The organism is Lacticaseibacillus sp. YLM2-1 (assembly GCF_056583465.1).
The window spans coordinates 1-20977 of the sequence record NZ_CM152617.1 but is presented as its reverse complement, the minus strand read 5'-3'; the positions used below and the strand labels follow the sequence as shown (position 1 = coordinate 20977).

General features: G+C 45.8%; 21 protein-coding genes. 8 read left to right on the top strand and 13 right to left on the bottom strand.

Features of this window, described 5'->3' with window-relative positions:
* The first annotated feature begins 117 nt into the window (after window positions 1–117).
* The 7 genes from AC07KQ_RS00105 to AC07KQ_RS00075 all read left to right on the top strand — a co-directional run bounded on the left by AC07KQ_RS00105 (window position 118) and on the right by AC07KQ_RS00075 (window position 5370).
* Entirely contained in the window at window positions 118–1353 is a 1236-nt protein-coding gene (locus AC07KQ_RS00105; protein WP_003568484.1) for a cell wall hydrolase P40, read from the top strand.
* A gap of 488 nt (window positions 1354–1841) precedes the next feature.
* Window positions 1842–2021, top strand: coding sequence for a hypothetical protein (locus AC07KQ_RS00100; protein WP_003659010.1), 180 nt, complete (start codon window positions 1842–1844; stop codon window positions 2019–2021).
* Window positions 2022–2071: 50 nt separating this feature from the next.
* On the top strand, window positions 2072–2254 hold the full coding sequence (locus AC07KQ_RS00095) for a hypothetical protein (RefSeq protein ID WP_003568482.1): 183 nt from the start codon (window positions 2072–2074) through the stop codon (window positions 2252–2254).
* 79 nt (window positions 2255–2333) lie between these two features.
* Complete coding sequence (locus tag AC07KQ_RS00090) at window positions 2334–3191, top strand: CPBP family intramembrane glutamic endopeptidase (protein ID WP_003568480.1); 858 nt, start codon at window positions 2334–2336, stop codon at window positions 3189–3191.
* A gap of 278 nt (window positions 3192–3469) precedes the next feature.
* On the top strand, window positions 3470–3772 hold the full coding sequence (locus AC07KQ_RS00085) for a hypothetical protein (RefSeq protein WP_003568478.1): 303 nt from the start codon (window positions 3470–3472) through the stop codon (window positions 3770–3772).
* Window positions 3773–3984: 212 nt separating this feature from the next.
* The gene (locus AC07KQ_RS00080) at window positions 3985–4380 is read left to right on the top strand and encodes a hypothetical protein (protein ID WP_016386485.1); all 396 of its coding nucleotides are present in this window, start codon (window positions 3985–3987) and stop codon (window positions 4378–4380) included.
* Window positions 4381–4776: 396 nt separating this feature from the next.
* The gene (locus AC07KQ_RS00075; protein WP_003572821.1) at window positions 4777–5370 is read left to right on the top strand and encodes a TMEM175 family protein; all 594 of its coding nucleotides are present in this window, start codon (window positions 4777–4779) and stop codon (window positions 5368–5370) included.
* A 72-nt stretch (window positions 5371–5442) separates the two neighbouring features.
* Here AC07KQ_RS00075 and AC07KQ_RS00070 read toward each other — a convergent pair whose 3' ends face one another.
* The 7 genes from AC07KQ_RS00070 to ssb (AC07KQ_RS00040) all read right to left on the bottom strand — a co-directional run bounded on the left by AC07KQ_RS00070 (window position 5443) and on the right by ssb (AC07KQ_RS00040) (window position 10401).
* Window positions 5443–5637, bottom strand: coding sequence for a hypothetical protein (locus AC07KQ_RS00070; protein WP_003568474.1), 195 nt, complete (start codon window positions 5635–5637; stop codon window positions 5443–5445).
* Window positions 5638–5663: 26 nt separating this feature from the next.
* Window positions 5664–6683 (bottom strand): cytochrome d ubiquinol oxidase subunit II, encoded by a 1020-nt coding sequence (gene cydB, locus AC07KQ_RS00065; RefSeq protein WP_003568540.1) that lies wholly within the window; start codon window positions 6681–6683, stop codon window positions 5664–5666.
* A complete protein-coding gene (locus AC07KQ_RS00060) occupies window positions 6676–8154 on the bottom strand; it encodes a cytochrome ubiquinol oxidase subunit I (protein WP_003568469.1) in 1479 nt (492 codons plus the stop codon). The genes cydB and AC07KQ_RS00060 overlap by 8 nt, the downstream gene beginning before the upstream one ends.
* Window positions 8155–8595: 441 nt before the next feature.
* Window positions 8596–8832, bottom strand: coding sequence for a 30S ribosomal protein S18 (rpsR, locus tag AC07KQ_RS00055; protein WP_003568467.1), 237 nt, complete (start codon window positions 8830–8832; stop codon window positions 8596–8598).
* A gap of 86 nt (window positions 8833–8918) precedes the next feature.
* Complete coding sequence (ssb, locus tag AC07KQ_RS00050) at window positions 8919–9515, bottom strand: single-stranded DNA-binding protein (RefSeq protein WP_003568462.1); 597 nt, start codon at window positions 9513–9515, stop codon at window positions 8919–8921.
* A 30-nt stretch (window positions 9516–9545) separates the two neighbouring features.
* Window positions 9546–9842: a 30S ribosomal protein S6 gene (gene rpsF / locus AC07KQ_RS00045; RefSeq protein ID WP_003568460.1), complete on the bottom strand. Its 297-nt coding sequence runs from the start codon at window positions 9840–9842 to the stop codon at window positions 9546–9548.
* 127 nt (window positions 9843–9969) lie between these two features.
* On the bottom strand, window positions 9970–10401 hold the full coding sequence (gene ssb, locus AC07KQ_RS00040; protein WP_003568458.1) for a single-stranded DNA-binding protein: 432 nt from the start codon (window positions 10399–10401) through the stop codon (window positions 9970–9972).
* 306 nt (window positions 10402–10707) lie between these two features.
* Between ssb (AC07KQ_RS00040) and deoC the strand changes: the two genes are divergently transcribed.
* Complete coding sequence (deoC, locus tag AC07KQ_RS00035; RefSeq protein WP_003568456.1) at window positions 10708–11412, top strand: deoxyribose-phosphate aldolase; 705 nt, start codon at window positions 10708–10710, stop codon at window positions 11410–11412.
* 104 nt (window positions 11413–11516) lie between these two features.
* Here the strand turns inward: deoC and gyrA are convergent, their stop codons facing one another.
* From gyrA to dnaA, 6 genes are all read right to left on the bottom strand, one after another.
* Window positions 11517–14138, bottom strand: coding sequence for a DNA gyrase subunit A (gyrA, locus tag AC07KQ_RS00030; RefSeq protein ID WP_003581640.1), 2622 nt, complete (start codon window positions 14136–14138; stop codon window positions 11517–11519).
* A gap of 61 nt (window positions 14139–14199) precedes the next feature.
* Window positions 14200–16161 carry a DNA topoisomerase (ATP-hydrolyzing) subunit B gene (gene gyrB / locus AC07KQ_RS00025; RefSeq protein WP_003568453.1) on the bottom strand — a complete coding sequence of 654 codons (1962 nt, stop codon included), beginning with the start codon at window positions 16159–16161 and terminating at the stop codon, window positions 14200–14202.
* A 252-nt stretch (window positions 16162–16413) separates the two neighbouring features.
* The gene (gene recF, locus AC07KQ_RS00020) at window positions 16414–17529 is read right to left on the bottom strand and encodes a DNA replication/repair protein RecF (protein WP_003572804.1); all 1116 of its coding nucleotides are present in this window, start codon (window positions 17527–17529) and stop codon (window positions 16414–16416) included.
* Window positions 17526–17738 (bottom strand): S4 domain-containing protein YaaA, encoded by a 213-nt coding sequence (gene yaaA / locus AC07KQ_RS00015; protein ID WP_003568449.1) that lies wholly within the window; start codon window positions 17736–17738, stop codon window positions 17526–17528. Before yaaA ends, recF begins: the two co-directional genes overlap by 4 nt.
* A gap of 577 nt (window positions 17739–18315) precedes the next feature.
* A complete protein-coding gene (dnaN, locus tag AC07KQ_RS00010; RefSeq protein ID WP_003568447.1) occupies window positions 18316–19455 on the bottom strand; it encodes a DNA polymerase III subunit beta in 1140 nt (379 codons plus the stop codon).
* Window positions 19456–19627: 172 nt separating this feature from the next.
* Window positions 19628–20977, bottom strand: coding sequence for a chromosomal replication initiator protein DnaA (dnaA, locus tag AC07KQ_RS00005; RefSeq protein ID WP_003568444.1), 1350 nt, complete (start codon window positions 20975–20977; stop codon window positions 19628–19630).

Sequence of the window (20977 nt, the reverse complement as noted above, 5' to 3'; positions counted from 1 at the left end):
CGCAATTTTGAAGCGCAAATGAAGATTGAGACCAACTCCTAACAGTCCTGTAACGCTGACGTAACATTGACACAGTAAAGTAGCCTTTAGTTAATCAAATTAAGGGTGAGGTCAAAAATGAAATTCAATAAAGTCATGATCACGTTGGTTGCTGCAGTTACCTTAGCAGGTTCTGCTAGCGCCGTAACACCAGTTTTCGCTGATACAAGCGACAGTATCGCTTCCAACAAAAGCGAAACCAATGCACTGTTGAAGCAAATTGAAGATGCGAACACAGAAGTTATCAATTTGAACAAGCAGATCGATACCAAGAATGGTCAAATCAGCGATGCAACGGCTAAGATCAGCGCAACTGATGCCAAGATTTCATCACTCAGCGGTGAAATTGTTGCCGCTCAAAAGAATGTCACAGCACGCAAAAACAACTTGAAAGATCAGTTGATCTCCTTGCAAAAAAAGGCTGGCAACTCTGTCAGCGGCAATGTCTATATCGACTTTGTTCTGAATTCCCAGAACTTGTCTGACTTAATTGCCCGCACCATGACGGTTGGCAAACTTAGCCAAGCCAGCAAAGATGCGCTTGATGCCGTGACAGTTGCCAAGGATAAATTAGCTGGCTTGAAGACGGAACAGGAAAATGCCCGTCAGACGCTGGTTTCAACTAAGGCTTCATTGGAAACCCAGAAATCACAGTTGGTTTCCCTACAAAAAGATGCTAACGATAAACAAGATGCTTTGAATAAACAAATTGCTGATCATAAAGATGAGTTGGTTGCTTTGCAAAGCCAATTTGCCCAAGAACAGTCTGCAGCAGCTGCTGCAACCCAAGCCGCTTTGAAGACCGTTGCCGCTTCAACCGCAAGTTCTTCTACTACTAGCAGTTCAAGCAGCGCAACTTCAACCAGCACCATCGCCAACAACACATCAAGTTCTTCAAACAACAGTTCTTCTGTTATCACCAACAACACAGCTTCAGGCAGTGGCAGCCACGCTGACTTCAGTGGTTCAGGTAACACCTATCCTTGGGGTCAGTGCACCTGGTACGTCAAATCAGTTGCACCATGGGCTGGTAATGGCTGGGGCAACGGCGCACAATGGGGCAGTTCAGCCGCAGCAGCTGGCTTCACTGTTAACCACACGCCAGCAGCCGGCTCAATCATCGTCTTCGCCGCTGGTCAATCCGTTGGCGGTCAATGGACAGCCGATGGTTCATATGGTCACGTTGCTTATGTCCAATCTGTTTCTGGTGACAGTGTCACGATCAGCCAAGGCGGCATGGGCTTCAGCTCACCAACCGGCCCGAACACCCAAACCATCTCTGGTGCAAGCAGCTACGTTTATATCCACCGGTAATTTTTACCTACCCTTAATCACGTCTTGGGATCACATCACGGTCCCAACCTAAAATTACCGAGTTATCTAAAAGAAGCCACAAAGAATGTTTGATCGCATTCCTTGTGACTTCTTTTTTGCATTGAGAAAAGTTTATCAGCAACTAGTTTGCTTGTTCGGGACGTCCGCTAGCAATCATACGCAACATCACAGTATCGCAATTGTTGAGATAAAAACTATTCGCCCGATTAAATCAGGACTACTCACGATCTACCTCTTCTAATAGCCATTGGGCATGGTCTCTTAAAAATGAACGTCGTAAAAATAGCTTTTAACGTCACTTTTTACGCATTTTAGCAAATTTTCTAACGTTTATCGGCGAATAACAAGCGTTTATATAAAACTCACCAAAAATCCTGTGCACTATTGTAACTTGTTTTTAGGACAGCTAGCTCCTTGAATTACTGCGTTTCAAAAGTTAGGCAAGGCTAAATATTAGGAGGGACAAAATGGTAAAACAATTATCTTTAACCGAATTAAGTATGCAAGAGCTTCAACTCGTAGTTGGAGGGGACGGCTCAAGTGACTTCTGGCGCGGCGTCGGCAAAGAACTAGGTATCATTTGGGCCGCAGCAGGTGATGCAGGTTACTGCCGGGCACATAAATATGGCGGACCTGGTCATTGCTGATCTGGTGTTTCCCTGTTGCTACCAAATACTGAAAAAATCGGAGGTATTCCATGACATCATTAACTATGTTTTCCACGCTTTCACTTCAAGATTGCGCTGCCGTGACCGGTGGCAGCAAACGCAAAGGTTGGGTTGACATCGGAATTGGCCTAGCTCAAGAAGCATTTGGCCACATTGATGATATTGTCGCTGGGTTTAACGAAGGCAATCATCGAAATTTTCCACGTCACTAATATTACTTATTTTTCATGAAAGGGAAGAATCCTCTATGAAGATTAGACTTTATACAGGACTCTTTTTTATGGTGAGGATATGGTCGATAACAGAACTTTGCTTAAAGAAATCATAGCGGTGTCACTGACAGCGATTGGCTGGGGAATTCTGCCTTCACTTGCAGTTGGTATGTTGCTTGGTTTGCTATCCATGAATACAGCAACACTGTTGGATACGCGTTTTATCATACTAATAGGTTTCGTAGCTCAATTTCTAGGTGCCTATTTGATGTGGCAACGTCATAAAAGCCAGTTGCAAATGATCAAATTTTCAACTAAAGTCGCTTTTAAAACTTGTGTGTTAGGTTCATTAATCGGCTTGTCAGCTGTTCTCATTAACTGGGGCATCATCACACTTTTGGGTGGTTACAAGCTAATCTTCAACTATCAATGGTCTTATCTACCCGTCTTTTTTCTCTTTTTGATTGGCTATACGATTCAGGCAATCGCTGAAGAATTAATATGCCGTGGCTATCTGATGGGGTATTGGCTTAAAAAGAAACGTGTTGTCTTCGCTTTTTTAACAAACTCAATTTTGTATGTTTTTTTACATGTCGTTAATGCAGGATTTGATGTCTATGCTGCACTAAGTCTATTCTTATTCAGTGTTTTGATGTCCGAAATTCGATTGATCTCTGGTAATATTTGGCTGTGTAGCGCTATCAATGCAGCATGGCATTTTTCGGAGGGAATTATCTTCGGGACAGTCGTCTCCGGCTTTCCTGCCATCCGCTTATTTATCACCTCGACACCGACATCGAATACACAATGGCTGAATGGCGGCGTCTTTGGTATTGAACGTGGGGCTATTTCAATAATGCTACTGATTCTGCTTATTATGATTGTCGTGCGTCTGCATAAACATCATCTTAAAAGTCTTCCCCAACAATTAGGATAACCACACGTGGTTGATATTGTTTTTTCAACGAACGCACTCCTCTACGTCTGCTTTAGAAAATTAGTCTGTCAGTGAGTTGATCCTCTGACAGGCTTTTTTTTGCGTGATATTTTTGCTGGCTGCTAATGTCTCATAGTATGCCAACCCCGCTACCTGTCTGCAATTGAGACGTAGTATAACACTATCAAGCCTGAATTTTTGTTGGTATGATTAGGATATAGGCACCAAAATGCGAAACTGATCCGTCCTTTATGGCACGCTTAAAGGAGACAGATACGATGGCTTATCTCAATTCAATTTTACAGCTTCCCATGGCTTTGTTGCTGCTGGCACAGCTACTAGTCATGGTCACGGCTTGGTTCACCAACGCCGTCACAATCTGGCAGCGCCTTAGCATGACGTTCGCTGCACTAGTCCTTGCTGGCGGCCACCTTGTTATCATGTATGGCTTTGGCTATTTGGCAGATGCTCATGTTCCCATTGCCGGTTGGACTTGGTTTGCTTTGGCGGCGGCAGTCCTGCTTCTGCTTGCAACCATCGCGGGAGCCAGCAGACATGAACGTAGAAGCAGTCACCGATGAAATGACGGTCTCACACTGAACAATTGCTTCACTTTTGATTCGCTTTTTAAATTTCAGGTGTGTTTATACAAGCAATACATTCAATAACTATCGCCTCATTTATATATTAATTATATTTTTATAGTTATAAATTGATTTTAAAACACATTGACAAGTCGTTTCCCTCTGTGTATCCTATCGTTTAGAAAGCGTTTTCTTGGCGGGGTGATTTATTGCTTGATAAAGTTACTTTTAAAATGTATTTGCGTTTCTCTATTTTAGGCATGCTGCTATGGGCTCAACACACTTCCGAAGATCAAACTGGTAAGATCGCCTTGTCTCTGAATGGTGGTTATATTCCCTTTTTTCTCGGCGGTATGTTGCACAGTCCTGAACTATTAATGATCCCTATATTCTTGCTTATCTATGGAAATGCTAACTTTATTAAGCATATTAAGGGTGATGAACCGTATCTTTTTTCAAACGTTGGTAGTCTCTTGATCATGACTGTTTGTTTTGCAACGATTTTTTTGATGAAATCACGGTACGCATTTGTTCTAATACCTTTGTTTTCATTATGCTCCAATAGTCTTTTAGTCAGTCTTCAAGTCTCCGAAAAACACAAATAAAATAATTCACGTTTCTCAACTTAAAGGTCGATTGGCTAACGTAGCTTCGACCTTTTTCAGTTGTTTCCCAACGCATGCTTTTTCAATTTTATGGCTTTGACTAAAAGTCGAAAATCACACATTATTAACAGTAGGAAACCGCGATGAAAAATATACCTTTATGAACGTTTGCTACTGCGCCACTCACCAACAAATGATGTCGCAATTTTTTCATATTAAGAGAGATAAAACTTTTTTCACCAGAAACTCAAAAACGCTTAGTGAGCTTGCTTATCTGTCCGCTTCTTCAGACCCATATTTGGGGTTTAAAAAGTGTCCTCAGAAACAAACAGTAGTAAACTCAGATCAAATGATCTTATTGTCGAATCATTCTTAGTTTACGATAAAGAGGAAAAAATGAATAAAGGTCGAGTTGAAGCATTCACAGATGCAGTCGTAGCCATTATCCTTACCATTATGGTGCTTGAGTTTAAAACCCCGGAAACCGCAAAATGGACGGGTATTATCCATCAATTACCTTATTTTTTTGCTTATATTGTCAGCTTTCTTTTTGTCGGGGTGGCTTGGTACAACCATCACTACATGTTTGCCTTAGCCCTCAGAATATCAAAAAAGGTTTATTGGATTAACAACTTGTGGCTTTTTAGCATGTCCTTACTGCCTGTCGCAACTGGTTGGGTCGGGAAGTTTCCACAAGCTACTGGACCGGAGTATCTATATTTGTTTGTCTTCATTTTTTGGAGTTTATCGTATCTATGGCTTTCAGATGCCATTAGAAAAACACCTGAACACGTGCATACTGCTGTTAGTCAAAAAATTGCGCAGATGTTTCCTTTTAAATTTCTATCCTCAATCTTTTTCCCACTATCAATTGGCATCACTGCTATTGGCATCTATTTTTATCCAGCCCTTGGGATCTCAATCACCTTTGTCGGCTTGATCATCCTGAGTTTTTTAACGCCTTCAGATAGCGATCAAGTCAGCCAATAACCAACGCCAAATCAGCATTCAAAAAAACCGTTGCGATCATGAAGTCGCAGCGGTTTTCTTTGTTCATAACACTCAAGCCTTCTGGCGCCCATAGCCTTTAAGTGTAGCCCGAACTGCAAAACCGAAAGCAATGGCAGCAATGCTGTACAACGCCACCATGCCATAGAACTTGCTGATCGGGTTCCAGAATAATGGCCAGAAGAGCTGATAGAGCCAGAAGCTGACGACTAACAGCCCCCAGAAGATATTGATCCAGATCTTTTTCATCATATGCACCTTCCTTTCGCCGCCGCTCATATCATTGGCGATGCCGGCTCGTGGTAGTACTTATTGATTAGGTGATAGGCTGTTGCCTGCAAACCCACCATCAAGATAATCGTGAAGCCGAACAACCACGCTGTCCATAACAGAGAAACCGGACCGCTTGTTGCTGTTAACGCCGTAATGGAGGTACCCGCCGTTCGGCCAACAATCAGGGTTGGAAAGACCCCTAGAAAAATGGTGTAAATGAAGCTGGCCATGGTGCCGACACTAAGCCAAAAGGCTACACGCCGTCGTTGTTGGCTGATTGCCCACGTTTCAACACCGAGGAAGGCCACCAGTAAAATCAGCAGTAACGTGACGATGACAGGTCGGTTGGTAAAGAACTGCGTGTTAAACGGCAATAAGATGGCAAACAAGACGAGCGCTGGATAGAGGATCCAAGTGGTTCGTTTTAACGCAACGGTCAAACTTGTTGCTACCGGTTCGGTAACTTTTTTGATGACCCGATTCAAACCAACATTCAGGCTTAAGAGAACAGCCAGAATGCCGCCGAGGATACTGAATGGCGTCAGAATGTCACCCATGCTGGCGTAGACGAAGCCATTGCGAATCGGCACGCCGCTTACTGTGGAACTAAAGATAATGCCTAACAGGAATGGTGGCATTAAACTGCCAATGAAAAGTGCCCAGTCCCAGAAGCGATTGTAGTGGCGACTGTGCCATTGATTGCGATAATCAAACGAGACCCCGCGAAAGATCAGAAAGAACAGCATAAGGAAGATGAGTGGGTAATAACCGGATGTTAACGCTGAGTACCACCCCGGATAAGCCGCAAACATCACTGCAAAGGCGGTGACCGCCCAAGTCTCATTACCGCCCCAAACTGGTCCGGTAACCTTCATAATTTGTTGACGCTTGGATAGATCATCGCCAACAAAGAATGTCGCCATGCCGGCTCCGAAATCAGCGCCGTCCAAAACGAAGAATAGCATCAGCTCAGTCGAAATGATACCTAGAAAGATCACTTGTAAATTTGAAAGGCTAGGCATGACTGAACGCCTCCTTTGCAAATGGATCCGGAATTGTGCGATCTTCTGGATAATCACCGGTGATTTGCGGCAAACCGCGTTTAACAGTGCGATGTGAAATGTAAATCATCGTGGTCACTAAGAAGATATCGGCCATTAAGAACAAGGCCAGACTTGTACCAGCCTCAGTGACGGTCACACTCGGTGAAACCGCATCGTACTGCGTGAGTAGCCCATAAACCACAAATGGATATCGGCCAACTTCCGCAACGATCCAGCCAGATGTGAAGGTCAAATATGGCAGCCATAGTACCCAACCGAGTGTCCGCAACGTTTTGGGATGATCTTCGATTGCCGATTGCCGCCGATGCAGCATGATCGTCGCAAACAACGCGAACATCGTGAAGAAGTACCCCGCATAAACCATCAAATGCATGGTCCAGAACAGCAGGGTCACTGGCGGATAATAAGTCATCTGGCCATCGTACGACTTGGCAACCGTCTTATCGAACTTTGCGTGATACATTTTGGCAACAGCGTTCATGCCCGGCATGGTGCCAGTGAACGTGTTCTTGCCGAAGTAAGTCCCCATGTTCGGAATCGACACGGCCTTGGTTGTGTGCGTGTCTTCATTGATCAGCGCAGCCATCGCCCAAGGTGCCCCAGTTGTGGGACTACCTTCGGTCTCATACCGGCCTTCAATTGCGGTAAACTTCATCGGCTGCAACGCTGCTGTTGCGGCACCTTGATCGTCGCCTTGTGCCGGCTGTAAGAATGCTGCTGGCAAAGCAATGAGTAAGCCAATTTGAACGGCAATTTTGAACGCTGACGTATCACGCTTGTGCAGAATCTGCCAGGCAGCAATCCCTGCTGTCAAAAATCCGCCGGTGATCAGGATCGCGAATAAAACATGCAAAAATTCCGGCCGATATTGCGGGTTCTGTAATAACGTAATCAGACTCGTGAGCCGTGCACGGCCACCTTCCAGACGGAAACCATAAGGATTTTGCATGAATGCATTGATTGCAATGATCCAGACAATGGAAAAAAGCGATGCACCCAACATCCCAACGCCTAACCAAGCATGTGCTCGTTTTGGCAACTTACCCCAAGTAAAGCGCCATAAACCGATGATGGTCGACTCAACGAAGAAGGAAATCATACTTTCGATCGCCAGTGGTACACCGGCAACATCACCCATCAACCGCGTAAACGCCGACCAATTCATCCCAAATTGAAACTCCATGATCAGCCCGGTAACAACACCTGTCCCAAAACTGAAGAAGAAAATCCGACTGAAGAATAAGGTCAGCCGGCCATACTTTTCAGTATCGCCACGGCCATACGCGTACATAAATTCAAAAATCATCGTCGTCAACAACATGCCAATGGTCGTTGTTACAAATAGAAAATGCGTGATCGCGGTTACCGCAAACTGCATGCGTGACAGATTCGTCACAGCCAGCGGAATCGTGGCTAACGTGAGCCCCATTTTGATCACCTCTATTAACCAATAATGTCATTTTTCCCTGTATTCCTGATCACCGCTATTGTAGAACTATCTCGTTATTTTATATAACAATAAGCTTGTGATAAATACTGCAATCGTCATACATTGGTCTGCTTCATGATAGAAAATGTTTTTAGCCAGTATTCAATTTATTTCGAGAAAAAGGCTTGCTATTTTACCGATTGGTCTCATACACTTCTCTTCTTTGTGACAGGATCGAAAATAACAATTAAAGGCGTCAAAATTCATCATAACGCGCGAATTGGCGCAGTATCCTGCACGTAAAGACCTAAGTCGCAATGACCCAAGACCGGTCATCACGACTTAGGCCGCTTACGCTCCGGTTACTACCCGCGCCAATTCACGCTCACACAAAAAAAGACGCTCCCGCCAGTTAAGCAGGAACGTCCTTTCGAATACCAATTAATCTTCTGAAACAAATGGCAGAAGACCCATAATCCGAGCTCGCTTGATTGCGATCGTCAGCTTACGTTGGTTCTTAGCGCTGGTGCCGGTTACCCGACGCGGCAAAATCTTGCCACGTTCTGAGATGAACCGATCCAACAAGTTCGTGTCTTTATAATCGATATATTCGATGTGGTTTGCGGCGATGAAGTCGACTTTACGACGACGACGGCCACCACGGCGTTGTTGTGCCATGAGAATTCCTCCCTTATCAAAGATTCCACTTAGATAACCCTTCGCCTGAAGGGATTACCGCGGTTAGTGCGACTTTGCGTCACACCTTAGAATGGCAAATCATCATCGGAAATGTCGATCGGCTTGCCATTATTAGCAAACGGATCGGGATTAGCAGGGTTAGCCGCGGAGTTGCCTCCTTGGTTCTGACTTGCTGCCGGATTTTGACCCGGATTCGATGATGATGCATTGTTCGGGGCGCCTTGTGAACCAAAACTTGGCGGATTCTGCGGTTGGTTATTGCCAAACTGCTGCCCGCCGCCATAGTTCTGATTACCTTGGCCAGCTGGATTTGCCGGTTCGGACGGCCGCTGTTGAGTCGTTGCCCGGGATTCCAGCAACGCAAAGTTTTCAACGACGACTTCGGTCACATAGACCTTTTGTCCTTGCGCGTTATCATACGTACGCGTTTGGATATGGCCTTCAACTCCAACCATAGATCCTTTTTTGGTGAAGTTTGCAAAGTTCTCTGCAGACTTACGCCAGATCACACAATTGATGAAGTCAGTTTCACGTTCGCCGTTTGCACTGCGGAACTGGCGGTCAACGGCCAGCGTGAAAGAACCGACAGCCGTGCCACTTTGCGTGTAACGCAAATCAACATCTCTGGTTAATCGACCTGTCAATGCAACACTGTTAAGCATGCCGTAGCGCCCCTTTCAAAAAAGTTACGATTAGTCTTCTCGCTTCACGATCATGTGACGCAGAATATCGTTGTTGATCTTGCCAAGACGATCAAATTCATTGATCGCTTTGTCATCTTCTGCGGACAAGTTCACGATATGATAGAGACCTTCGTTGTACTTGTTGATCTCATATGCGAGCTTACGCTTTTGCCAATCCTTGGAATCAATGATGTTGGCACCATTTTCCTTCAAAATATTGTCAAAACGTTCAACCAATTCAGTCTTTGCAGCATCGTCCAAATCTGGACGGATGATATAAGTGACTTCATATTTGGTTTCAGCCATGACGATTCACCTCCTTATGGACTTTAGGCCCCGGTCATTTGCCGGAGCAAGGAGAGTACTAAGGCTATAGAATAGCCGGATACTCACGATTTAAAATTGTAGCATAGATCCGCGGCGAATACCACCACTAAAATGGCAGATCGTCGGTTGCGACCTGTGGCGGGGTGCCTTCCTCTACTGGCATGACGTCGTCTGTTCCTGTCGCCTGCAAGGTCCCTGCCCGGCGGCTTTCCGTCGTGGCTCGCGACTCCAACCAAGCAAAATTATCAACGACGACAGCGGTCCGCCACACTTGCTCACCTTGCTTATTTTCAAAATGATTATTACTCAGCCGCCCTGAAATACCCAACAATGACCCTTTGGTAGTTGATCCCGCAAAAGTTAAGGCGCGTTTGCCAAAAATGACACACTCAATAAAATCAGTCTCGCGCTGTCCCGTTTTATTCTTGAAAACGCGATTCACCGCCAACGTAAATCGGACGATATCAAGCTCGTTAGCCGTTCGGAAAACTTCAGGTTCCTTGGTCAACCGCCCTGTTAGACTCACACTATTCAACATTCGCTTCTCCTCCTCTAAACGCGTTCACTGGTGCAGCAACCTGCACATAAGGACCTTGACCGCAATGACCAAAGGACGGTCATCACGCCCAAGGCCGCTTATGCTCCGGTTTCTAACCGCACCAGCTCACGCTCTGCCTTAAACGCGTTCACTGGTGCAGCAACCTGCACATAAGGACCTTGACCGCAATGGCCTTTCTTCTGCATGGTTGCTTGCACAACACCGTACTATTTATCGCTGTCAGATATACATTACGCAAAAAGTGGTATGCTAAATGTAACCGAATTCAACTTTGGAGGAAAAATCATGACAGCTTATACTTTAGATCAATTCAGTCGCATGATTGATCACACAAACTTACATGCAGATGCAACTCACGCAGATTTGCGCCAGCTTTGCAACGAGGCCAAACAATATCATTTTAAAATGGTGGCGATTAACCAAGTCCAATCGGCTTTTTGTGCGAAACAACTAGCAGGTACCGACATTGATGTTGGCGCCGCAATTGCTTTCCCCTTAGGCCAAACGAGCATCGCGGCCAAAGTTTTTGAAACCAAAGACGCCTTACAAAACGGTGCCAACGAAATTGACTACGTGATCAATATCACGGCGCTTAAGGAACAGCAATACAGTTATCTTGAAAATGAAATGCGTCAAATCGTTGCTGTCTGTCATGCGGTCAATGTACCGTGCAAAGTCATTTTTGAAACCGCCTATCTCACCAAGCCGGAAATTATCAAAATGGCAACTATTGCTAAGGACGTCGGTCCGGATTTTATTAAGACTTCGACGGGCTTTGGCCCAGCCGGTGCCACTGTCGAAAATGTGGCTTTGATGAAAGAAACAGTCGGCGATCAAGTGCAAGTCAAAGCGGCTGGCGGTATCAGAGATGTTGATACCTTTTTGGCAATGATTAAAGCTGGTGCTACTCGCATCGGTACCAGCAGCGGCGTTAAGATCATCCATGAACTTAAGGCGCGCATGGGCAACCAATCAACCTTCACGATTTGAGATTATCTGTACGCAAACAAATACCGGTCGAAGTGGCAAATTGCCATTTCGACCGGTATTTTTATTGAGCGTGAATCAGCTCAATTGATGCTAGCATTATTAGATTATTCAGGCTGGTCGCCAGTATCATGTTGCTCTGGTTGATCAGCCTCAGCGCGATCAAGCAATTGGCTCACTTGCTGATCGGCATCGCCAGCATACGAACCATCAGCTGGCTGCTGCGAGGTTGGTGCATCAGAAGCGTCTGTCGGGCTAGTTGGCTGATCTGGCTTGCTGCCATCGTCTGGATCGTCGCTTTCCGGTTCAACCTTGGCCATCGTTGCAACCTTGGCATCGTCGTCAACTCGAATTAAACGAACCCCTAACGTTGCTCGGCCAGTTTGCGAAACACTTTGAATATTGAAGCGAATCATGACACCAGAATCAGTCATAACAAGAATATCTTCGGTACCATCAACGGTAGTGACCCCTGCCAACGGACCATTCTTGGCGGTGATGTTGGCTGTCTTGATCCCTTTACCGCCACGACCTTTAATCGGATATTCCTTCGCTGCCGTCCGTTTACCGTAACCTTTTTCTGAAATGACAAAGACTTCGGAATCGGGTTTGAGAATATCGGAACCCACTACGTAATCGTGTTCACGTAAGCGAATACCTCGAACCCCAGTCGCTGAACGTCCCATTGAGCGAACGTCTTGTTCCTTGAAGGTCACACTGTAACCCAGATGCGTCCCGATCAGGATATTATCTTGTCCGGACGTTAGGATGACATTATTCAGTTCGTCTTCATCCTTGAGATTCAACGCAATCAGTCCGTTGCTGCGAATATTGGCGAATTCCTTCACCGGTGTGCGCTTAACAACGCCTTTTTGCGTGACGAAGAAGAGATAACGATCATCATTTTCGCCTTCATGCACGTTGATAACCGTTTGAATCTTTTCACCGGCACCGACACCAAGCAAGTTGATAATTGGAATCCCTTTTGCGGTTCGACCGTACTCAGGAATTTCGTAACCCTTGCTGCGATAAACTTTACCTTTGTTGGTGAAGAAGAGCAGGACATCATGCGTGGAAGTCGAAATCAGGCGTTCAACGAAATCGTCATCATGGACGTTCATCCCCTGAATACCGCGACCCCCGCGATTTTGTGCCTTGAATTCACTGGTTGCCAATCGCTTGACGTAGCCGTTATGACTCAACGTGATGACCACGTCTTCTTGCTCGATCAGATCTTCATCTTCAAGACTGAGCACTTCACCGACCAGTAATTCAGTACGGCGCTTATCGCCGAACTTCTTCTGAATATCCAGCAATTCGTTGTAGATGATCTGATGAACACGTTCTGGTCTAGCAAGAATATCAGTATAATCAGCAATCGCTGCTTCAACATCTTTATATTCGCTTTCAACCTTCTCGCGTTCCAAACCGGTCAACCGAACCAGCCGCATATCCAAGATTGCTTGGCTCTGCTTGTCGGACAACTTAAACTTGTCCATCAAGATGACTTTTGCTTTGTCGCCAGTTTCAGAACTACGGATAATCGTGATGATTTCATCAATATGATCAAGCGCAATCCGTAATCCTTCGAGGATATGCTCACGAGCCTTGGCCTTACGCAGGTCAAATTGCGTCCGCCGACGAATGACGTTTTCTTGATGATCCAGATAATATTGCAGGATCTGTTTCAAGCTCAACACTTTGGGCGCACCATTAACGATTGCCACCATGTTGAATGAAAAGCCGGTTTGTAGTGGCGTGAGCTTGTACAAGTTATTCAAAATAACTGATGCACTGGCATCACGGCGCACATCAATGACGATCCGCATCCCGTCACGGTCAGATTCATCCCGCAAGGTTACGATCCCATCGATTTTCTTTTCATGAACCAAATCTGCGATCCGTTCAACCATTTTGGCTTTGTTAACCATATATGGAATCTCGGTAATCACGATCCGTTCACGGCCAGACTTCTCCGTCTGAACATCAACTTTCCCGCGCAAAACAATCGTGCCGCGGCCAGTTTCATAAGCATGGCGAATGCCTGACTTACCCATCACAACGCCGCCGGTTGGAAAATCAGGTCCTGGCAGTGCCTGCATTAGGTCAGCTGTCGTGGCATCTGGATTATCCATCAACACGTGCAGCGCCGAGATAGTCTCTGACAGATTATGCGGCGGAATATTGGTCGTCATACCGACCGCAATCCCAGTCGCCCCATTGACCAACAGATTTGGAAAACGTGCCGGTAAAACAACCGGTTCTTTTTCCGTGCCATCATAGTTATCCTGAAAATCAATCGTATCTTTGTTGATGTCACGCAGCATCTCGACTGCTATTTTGCTCATGCGAGCTTCGGTATACCGCATCGCAGCGGCACCGTCACCATCGACAGATCCAAAGTTCCCGTGGCCATCGACCAGCATGTAACGATAGCTGAAGTCCTGTGCCATTCGTACGAGCCCTTCATAAATCGAGCTATCACCATGCGGATGGTATTTCCCCATGACATCCCCAACAATACGCGCACTCTTCTTGTACGGTTTATCCGGCGTCACGCCGAGTTCATTCATACCGTACAGAATCCGCCGTTGAACCGGCTTGAGGCCATCGCGCACATCAGGCAAGGCCCGCGCTACAATGACACTCATCGCGTATTCAAGGAATGATTTACGCATTGTTTCGCCGAGGTTCACATTGGTAATTCGGCTTTCTTGGCGATCATCCATTAAGCGAAAAGTCTCCTCTCAAAAATTCTCATGCAAAAGCTGACTTAGTTAAACTAGTCGATCAAGCATCAATGTTGTTCGGATCAACAAACACAGCGTTATCTTCAATAAATTTACGCCGCGGTTCAACATGATCACCCATCAACATTTCAAAAACGCCATCTGCAGCTTCGGCATCCTTTGGCGATACCCGCAGTAAGCGCCGATTATCCGGATCCATGGTCGTCTCCCATAGCTGGTTGGCGTCCATTTCCCCAAGCCCTTTGTAACGCTGAATCTCTGGCTTTGGACTCGGCGGCAACTGGCCTAGAATGTCTTGCAATTCTTCATCGGAATCAATATATTGCGTCATTTTGCCTTGGCGTAACCGATACAACGGCGGCTGTGCGATGTAGACATAGCCAGCGTCAAGCACTGGCCGCATGTAGCGATAAATCAACGTCAGCAACAAAGTCCGAATGTGGGCACCATCAACATCGGCATCGGTCATAATGATCAGTTTGTGATATCGAGCCTTATTGATATCAAAGTCCTGCCCAAAACCGGTACCCATCGCGGTGAATAAGGTTCGAATTTCTTCATTGGCCAAGATGCGTTCCATTGAAGCCTTTTCGACATTCAGAATTTTCCCACGAATTGGCAAAATGGCCTGCGTCAGGCGACTACGCCCTGATTTGGCAGAACCACCAGCGGAATCCCCTTCGACGATAAATAATTCAGAGATCTCTGGGTCCTTACTGGTGTTGTCGGCCAATTTACCAGGCAGGTTCGAAATTTCCAACCCGCTCTTTTTCCGGGTCACTTCACGCGCCCGCTTAGCCGCTAAACGTGCCTTGCTGGCCAGCATGGCTTTGTCAATGATTAGCTTGCCATCAGCTGGGTGTTCCATGAGAAACTTATTGAAGTGGTCAGAGAAGGTACGGTCAACCACCGTTCGGGCATCCGAGTTCCCTAATTTGGTTTTAGTTTGCCCTTCAAACTGCGGATCTGGATGCTTCACGGAAACAACCGCCGTCAAGCCCTCACGAACATCATCCCCGCTTAACGGATCATCGCTGTCTTTTAGCGCACCAGACCGGCGAGCGTAATCATTAATGACCCGTGTCAGCGCCGTTTTAAACCCGGTCTCATGCGTGCCACCTTCATACGTATGGATGTTGTTGGCAAACGTCAACAAGGTGCTGTGATAGTCGTTGGTGTATTGCAACGCGACTTCCACCGTGATGCCTTTGTCTTGTCCTTCCACATAAATTGGTTCTTGTAACAGGTTTTCTTTTTTCTCAGTTAAAAAGTCAACGTAAGACTTGAGGCCGCCTTCGTAATGGAACACCAGCTTCTCGTGCGTTGCCGCGCGCTTGTCGGTAAAGGTCAACTTGAGACCCTTGTTCAAGAAAGCCAGTTCGCGAATTCTGGTGGTCAGGATCTTATCATCGAATGTTCTAATCTCGGTAAAAATGTCCGGATCAGGCAGAAAATGAACCTTGGTGCCATGTTCGTGCTCCGGTGCCGTGCCAATCACTTTCATCGGCGTGTTCACCTTGCCGCGAATAAAGTCAATGTAGTAACGTTTGCCACCACGAGTAACCGTGACGTCCAAATCAGTCGACAACGCATTCACGACTGATGCCCCGACACCATGTAGGCCACCGGAAACTTTGTAGCCGCCGCCGCCGAATTTACCACCGGCATGTAAAACGGTATAAACCGTTTCAAGTGCTGGCCGTCCGGTTTTAGACTGGATATCGACTGGAATCCCGCGACCGTCATCTGTTACCGTCACACTATTATCTGGGTTAACTTCAACTTCAATCCGCGTTGCGAACCCAGCCAGCGCTTCGTCAATCCCGTTATCAATGATTTCCCAGACCAAATGATGCAAGCCTTGGCTGCTTGTCGAGCCAATATACATTCCTGGACGCTTCCGAACCGCTTCAAGTCCTGAAAGTACTTGAATCTGGCTGGCATCATACTCAGCCGCCAGTTCATCCTTCTTCTCTTCGGCCGTTTCTTTCTTGTCCGTCACTGGTTATCCTCCTTGTTAAAATGCGTTCACTGGCACAGAAACCTGCACATAAGGACCTTGAACGCAATGGCCAAAAACCGGCCATCACGTTCAAGCCCACTTATGTTCCGGTTTCTAAACGTGCCTGTTCACGCTCTGCTTTAAACGCGTTCACCAGCCCAGAAACCTGCGTGTAAGGAACCTGAACGCAATGGCCAAAATACGGTCATCACGTTCAGGCCCGCTTACACTCCGGTTTCTAACCGGGCTGGTTTACGCTCTTGCTAATGTCCCCTCATCAACTTTAAAGACTGCAGGGGTTGCGATGATTTCTTTTTGAATGCCTTCCAAACTTGTGGTGGTTAAAAAGGTTTGGACTTTGGTTTGAATGGCCTTAAGTAAATGGGTTTGGCGAGCCGCATCTAATTCTGACAACACATCGTCCAGTAATAGCACTGGATATTCGCCGGTTTGATCCTTCATAAGGTCAATCTCTGCCAGCTTAACAGCCAATGCTGTGGTGCGTTGTTGCCCTTGGCTGCCAAAATTGGCAACATCCTTATCATTGACGATGAACAACACATCATCTCGCTGGGGACCGACTAAACTGGTTCCTTGTTCGATTTCGCGCGCTTGCTGCTTGGCAAACATCTCGCCCAAAGCAGTGTAAACCTGCTCACTGTCACCGCGAAGACTGGGGTCAACCTGTGTTTGATAAGAAAAATGCAATGACTCCCGCCCCTTGGTGATATCTTGCTGAATCGTTGCAGCATAATCCGACATCGTCTCCAACAACTTAGCGCGCGCCGTAATTAGCTCTGCCCCGAAAGCTGCAAGCGAGTCAGTCAACACATCCAGATAAACCAGATCCTTGGCCTGATGATACTTAAGCTGCTTCAAATACGCATTGCGCTGCTTCAAAAACGTTTTATATTGGCTCAGATTATAAAGGTACTTGGGACTCATCTGGCCAAACTCCATGTCGATGAAGCGACGCCGCCCAGCCGGACTGCCCTTGACGATGGCTAAATCCTCAGGTGCAAACAAGATGACATTAAAATGCCCTAAATACTGGGAAAGCTTCGGTTGTTCGATGCGATCAATCCGGGCACGCTTGCCTTGATGACTGATAATCAACTCCAACTGATGGGAACCGCTTTGTCGCGAAACTTGCCCGGAAACCCGTGCAAACTCGCTACCAAAGCGAATCAGTTCCTTATCATTGTTGGTTCGATGACTGCGAGCCAATGCCAAAACATAGATTGATTCAAGCAGATTCGTCTTGCCTTGAGCATTTGCCCCAATCAAAACATTGATTTCTGGTGAAAATGTTGTATCAACAGCAGCATAATTGCGATAATTTTTCAGCACCAAGTGATCCAGTTTCATGCGCTCACGATCACGTATGTTTGGCCGGCCACGCTGACTTGATCATCTGGATACAGCTTACGCCCACGTCGCTCCTCAGCTGCGCCGTTGACTGTCACTGAGTTTTCACCCAGATACCACTTGGCCGCACCGCCACTATCGATCAATCCCGCCTCTTTCAGAAACTGGCCCAAGGTCAAAAAAGGGGTCGTGATTTCGATTGTTGTCATTGCTGTCGCCCTCCATTCCGAAAAGTGCTAGACAAACCGCGTTAAACCGCGATTTGTCGTCAATGAACACAAATTAATTATACCCTTATACTACTTAAAACACAATTCTAAAACGGCATTAAAGCGGCTCTGAGGCAATCTGAACGTTGTGCGTCCCCCTAGACTAAAAAGACCCAGAAAGGCCAAAATCGGCTAAATTTTGATTTCTATCGATTTTGACCGCTCTCAACGCAACTTTCGATTATTTGTCATTAGGAATTCTAAATAGAAATATTCGATTGATCGTGAAACTTTATGAAAGTCATCCGTTTGACCTAGGTTTACAGAAAAAATGACTGTTCCATTTGTGAACAAACCAACAATCAAAGTCTGCTATCATCACCTTTGATTAAAGTGGGACGAAAAAAGACCCATAAAACGACTCAGTACCATCAAAAAAGCTGATGTTGGCTAACGGATCATGTGGCTGCTTTGCATTTTGATGCGCACATTATCAGTTCATTTCATGAAGCATAAGTTCGTCAAAAAAACGCCTCACCGAATCTTTTCGGTAAAGGCGTTTTCAAGTCATGTTTAGTTAGAACGTTCGAACTGGCGTGATGAGTTGGATAAACCGTTCCTTGTCTTCTGTTGGAACCAAAGTGAATGGTCGCAATGGTGCGGTGAAGTCAACTTCAATTGCCGTTTGGCCAAATCCTTGCAAAGCATCCTTCATATAGTCAGGGTTGAACGAGATTTCTAGATCCTCGCCGCTAAGTTTGTTGAAACTAAGTACTTCTTCAACATTACCGACATCTGGCGAATTACCGTAGATAGTCGCTTTTTGATCAGCGATATTAAGGACAAGCCGAACCACATTGTTGCTACTTTCGTGACTCAGCAAGCTGGCACGTTGAATGGAGGCCAGCAATGCTGGTGCGTCAAATTCCGCTTGCGTATTGCTGGATGTTGGAATAAGTCGGCTTGTGTCAGGGTAGTTGCCTTCAAGTAAGCGTGAATAAAAGGCCGTTTGCCCAAACACGAACAGCACTTGATTTTCCGCAATGCGAATTTCGATTTTTTCAACGTCATCGCTTAACATGCGGCTAAGTTCTGTCAGACTTTTCCCTGGAATAATGATGTCATAATCCGAGGCACTTGCTGTTGGTAAAGTCAGGCTACGTTGCGCAAGGCGGTGGGAATCAGTCGCAACAGCTACCAACTGATCGCCGGTAATTGTCAGATGAACCCCTGTCAAGATTGGTCGACTTTCCTGATTAGAAACGGCAATAACTGTTTGGTTAATCAACTGACGTAACACATCAGCTGAAACACTCAACGCTGCATCGGCTGTAATTTCTGGCAACCGCGGATAGTTATTGGCATCCAAACCATTAATAGTAAATTCAGATGCCCCAGACGTGATGACGGTTTGGAAATTGTCTTTAACTTCCAGCGTCATTGTGCTTTCTGGCAAACGTTTAACGATTTCGCTAAAGAAACGCGCTGGCAAGACGATTTCACCAGTGCTTCCGATTTGGAGATCATTATTTTCATCCGTTGCGTTGATCCGTGATTCGATTGAAATATCGGCATCACTACCAGTGAGGATTAAGCCGCTATCGTTGAGCACAATTTTCAATCCAGTCAGAATCGGAATGGTGGTTTTGGTTGAAATGGCCCGAGAAACATCATTCAAGGTTTTTAAGAATGTGGATCGGGTGATCGTAAATTTCATAAGAGCCTCCTGAACGTCTTTTATATATATAATATAAAGCTTTTGAAGTAATAGTAATAGGGCGTGTTCAAACTGTGGAAAACTTTGAGAAACAACAACTGAGAAAGTTATGCACTTGTGGATAAGTGCGACGGATAAAATGGTTTGTTTTTGAAGGTTATCCACATGTGCATTACCCGCGGTTTTTTAAGATATTCCGCAATTCGATCACTTGAGCTTTTAAATTCTCATCAGTTGTCATTGAAGCCATAATTTTTTCGTGGGCGTGGATGACGGTTGTATGATCCTTGCCGCCGATTTCCTGACCTATTTTCGGTAAACTGTTATCGGTCATTTCGCGCGCTAGATACATCGCGATTTGGCGCGGAATGACAATCTGTTTGACGCGTTTCTTTCCTTTAAGATCCTGAACCGTCAGCTGAAAATATTTCGCGACAGCATTCAGGATTTGCGGAATGGTCAATTGTCCGCTGCGGTCATCAAGTTTCAAGGCTTTCAAGGCATCCGCGGCTAAGCTGGTCGTGATATCTTCGTTTTTCATGGTTGAAAAGGCTTGAACGCGTACTAACGCACCTTCGAGATCACGTACGTTACTTTCAATTTGACCAGCAATGTAAGACAAGGTGTCATCTGGAATGCTGAGATCTTCAGCATCGGCTTTATTCCGCAAAATAGCGATTCGTGTTTCCAGATCTGGCGGTGTGACATCGACAGACAAGCCCTTATTAAACCGCGAAACCAACCGTTCTTGAAGTTTGGGGATTTCGTTAGGCAGGCGATCACTGGTCAAAACAATTTGCTTCATATTTTCATACAGCGTATTGAAGGTATGAAAAAATTCTTCCTGTGTGGCCTCTTTGTCACCAAAAAACTGAATATCATCTACCAACAGCAGGTCCACATTTCGGTATTCTTGCCGAAATTGTTCCTGTTGTTTGGTTTGAATCGAGTTAATGAAGTCATTAGCAAAATTCTCACTGGTGACGTATTTTATGTTGGCTGCTGGGTTATTACCTAGCACCAAATTACCAATCGCTTGCATTAAGTGGGTTTTGCCAAGACCGACGCCACCATAAATAAACAGAGGGTTGTATGTTGTCCCAGGGGCTTCAGCAACCGCCAAAGCAGCCGCGTGGGCCATTTGGTTGCCCTTACCAATCACGAAGCGGTCAAACGTATATTTCGGATTTAAATGGGTTTTTGCCTTAAAAGTCAGATTTTGATCGTCTTCCTCAACCGCAGGACGTTGATCTGTAGCCGGAGCTGGCTGCAACTCATCCTTGGTCATGATGACGGGATCAACTTCAAGTTGCGCGAATTCGTAAACGCCTTCGACTACCTTGGTCACGAGATTCTTTTCCCAATAAGCTTTGTGTAAAGAAGCTGGGACTTCAATTTCGAGTTTATCTTTGGTTAATTTGACGGGTTTTGCTGTCTGGATCCATGTGCTGTAACCGACCGGGGTCAATTCTTCACGGAATTTATCATTCAGGTAAGCCCAAAGTTCCTCTAAATTGGGCAT

Bases quoted from the DNA above. Each gene is read 5' to 3' on its own strand.
- ssb (WP_003568462.1), bottom strand. From the start codon at position 9,515: ATGCTTAACAGTGTTGCATTGACAGGTCGATTAACCAGAGATGTTGAT.
- AC07KQ_RS00105 (WP_003568484.1), top strand. From the start codon at position 118: ATGAAATTCAATAAAGTCATGATCACGTTGGTTGCTGCAGTTACCTTA.
- cydB (WP_003568540.1), bottom strand. From the start codon at position 6,683: ATGCCTAGCCTTTCAAATTTACAAGTGATCTTTCTAGGTATCATTTCG.
- AC07KQ_RS00060 (WP_003568469.1), bottom strand. From the start codon at position 8,154: ATGGGGCTCACGTTAGCCACGATTCCGCTGGCTGTGACGAATCTGTCA.
- AC07KQ_RS00100 (WP_003659010.1), top strand. From the start codon at position 1,842: ATGGTAAAACAATTATCTTTAACCGAATTAAGTATGCAAGAGCTTCAA.
- dnaA (WP_003568444.1), bottom strand. From the start codon at position 20,977: ATGCCCAATTTAGAGGAACTTTGGGCTTACCTGAATGATAAATTCCGT.
- recF (WP_003572804.1), bottom strand. From the start codon at position 17,529: ATGAAACTGGATCACTTGGTGCTGAAAAATTATCGCAATTATGCTGCT.
- AC07KQ_RS00070 (WP_003568474.1), bottom strand. From the start codon at position 5,637: ATGAAAAAGATCTGGATCAATATCTTCTGGGGGCTGTTAGTCGTCAGC.
- ssb (WP_003568458.1), bottom strand. From the start codon at position 10,401: ATGTTGAATAGTGTGAGTCTAACAGGGCGGTTGACCAAGGAACCTGAA.
- rpsR (WP_003568467.1), bottom strand. From the start codon at position 8,832: ATGGCACAACAACGCCGTGGTGGCCGTCGTCGTCGTAAAGTCGACTTC.
- deoC (WP_003568456.1), top strand. From the start codon at position 10,708: ATGACAGCTTATACTTTAGATCAATTCAGTCGCATGATTGATCACACA.
- dnaN (WP_003568447.1), bottom strand. From the start codon at position 19,455: ATGAAATTTACGATCACCCGATCCACATTCTTAAAAACCTTGAATGAT.
- AC07KQ_RS00085 (WP_003568478.1), top strand. From the start codon at position 3,470: ATGGCTTATCTCAATTCAATTTTACAGCTTCCCATGGCTTTGTTGCTG.
- AC07KQ_RS00075 (WP_003572821.1), top strand. From the start codon at position 4,777: ATGAATAAAGGTCGAGTTGAAGCATTCACAGATGCAGTCGTAGCCATT.
- gyrA (WP_003581640.1), bottom strand. From the start codon at position 14,138: ATGGATGATCGCCAAGAAAGCCGAATTACCAATGTGAACCTCGGCGAA.
- rpsF (WP_003568460.1), bottom strand. From the start codon at position 9,842: ATGGCTGAAACCAAATATGAAGTCACTTATATCATCCGTCCAGATTTG.
- yaaA (WP_003568449.1), bottom strand. From the start codon at position 17,738: ATGACAACAATCGAAATCACGACCCCTTTTTTGACCTTGGGCCAGTTT.
- AC07KQ_RS00095 (WP_003568482.1), top strand. From the start codon at position 2,072: ATGACATCATTAACTATGTTTTCCACGCTTTCACTTCAAGATTGCGCT.
- AC07KQ_RS00090 (WP_003568480.1), top strand. From the start codon at position 2,334: ATGGTCGATAACAGAACTTTGCTTAAAGAAATCATAGCGGTGTCACTG.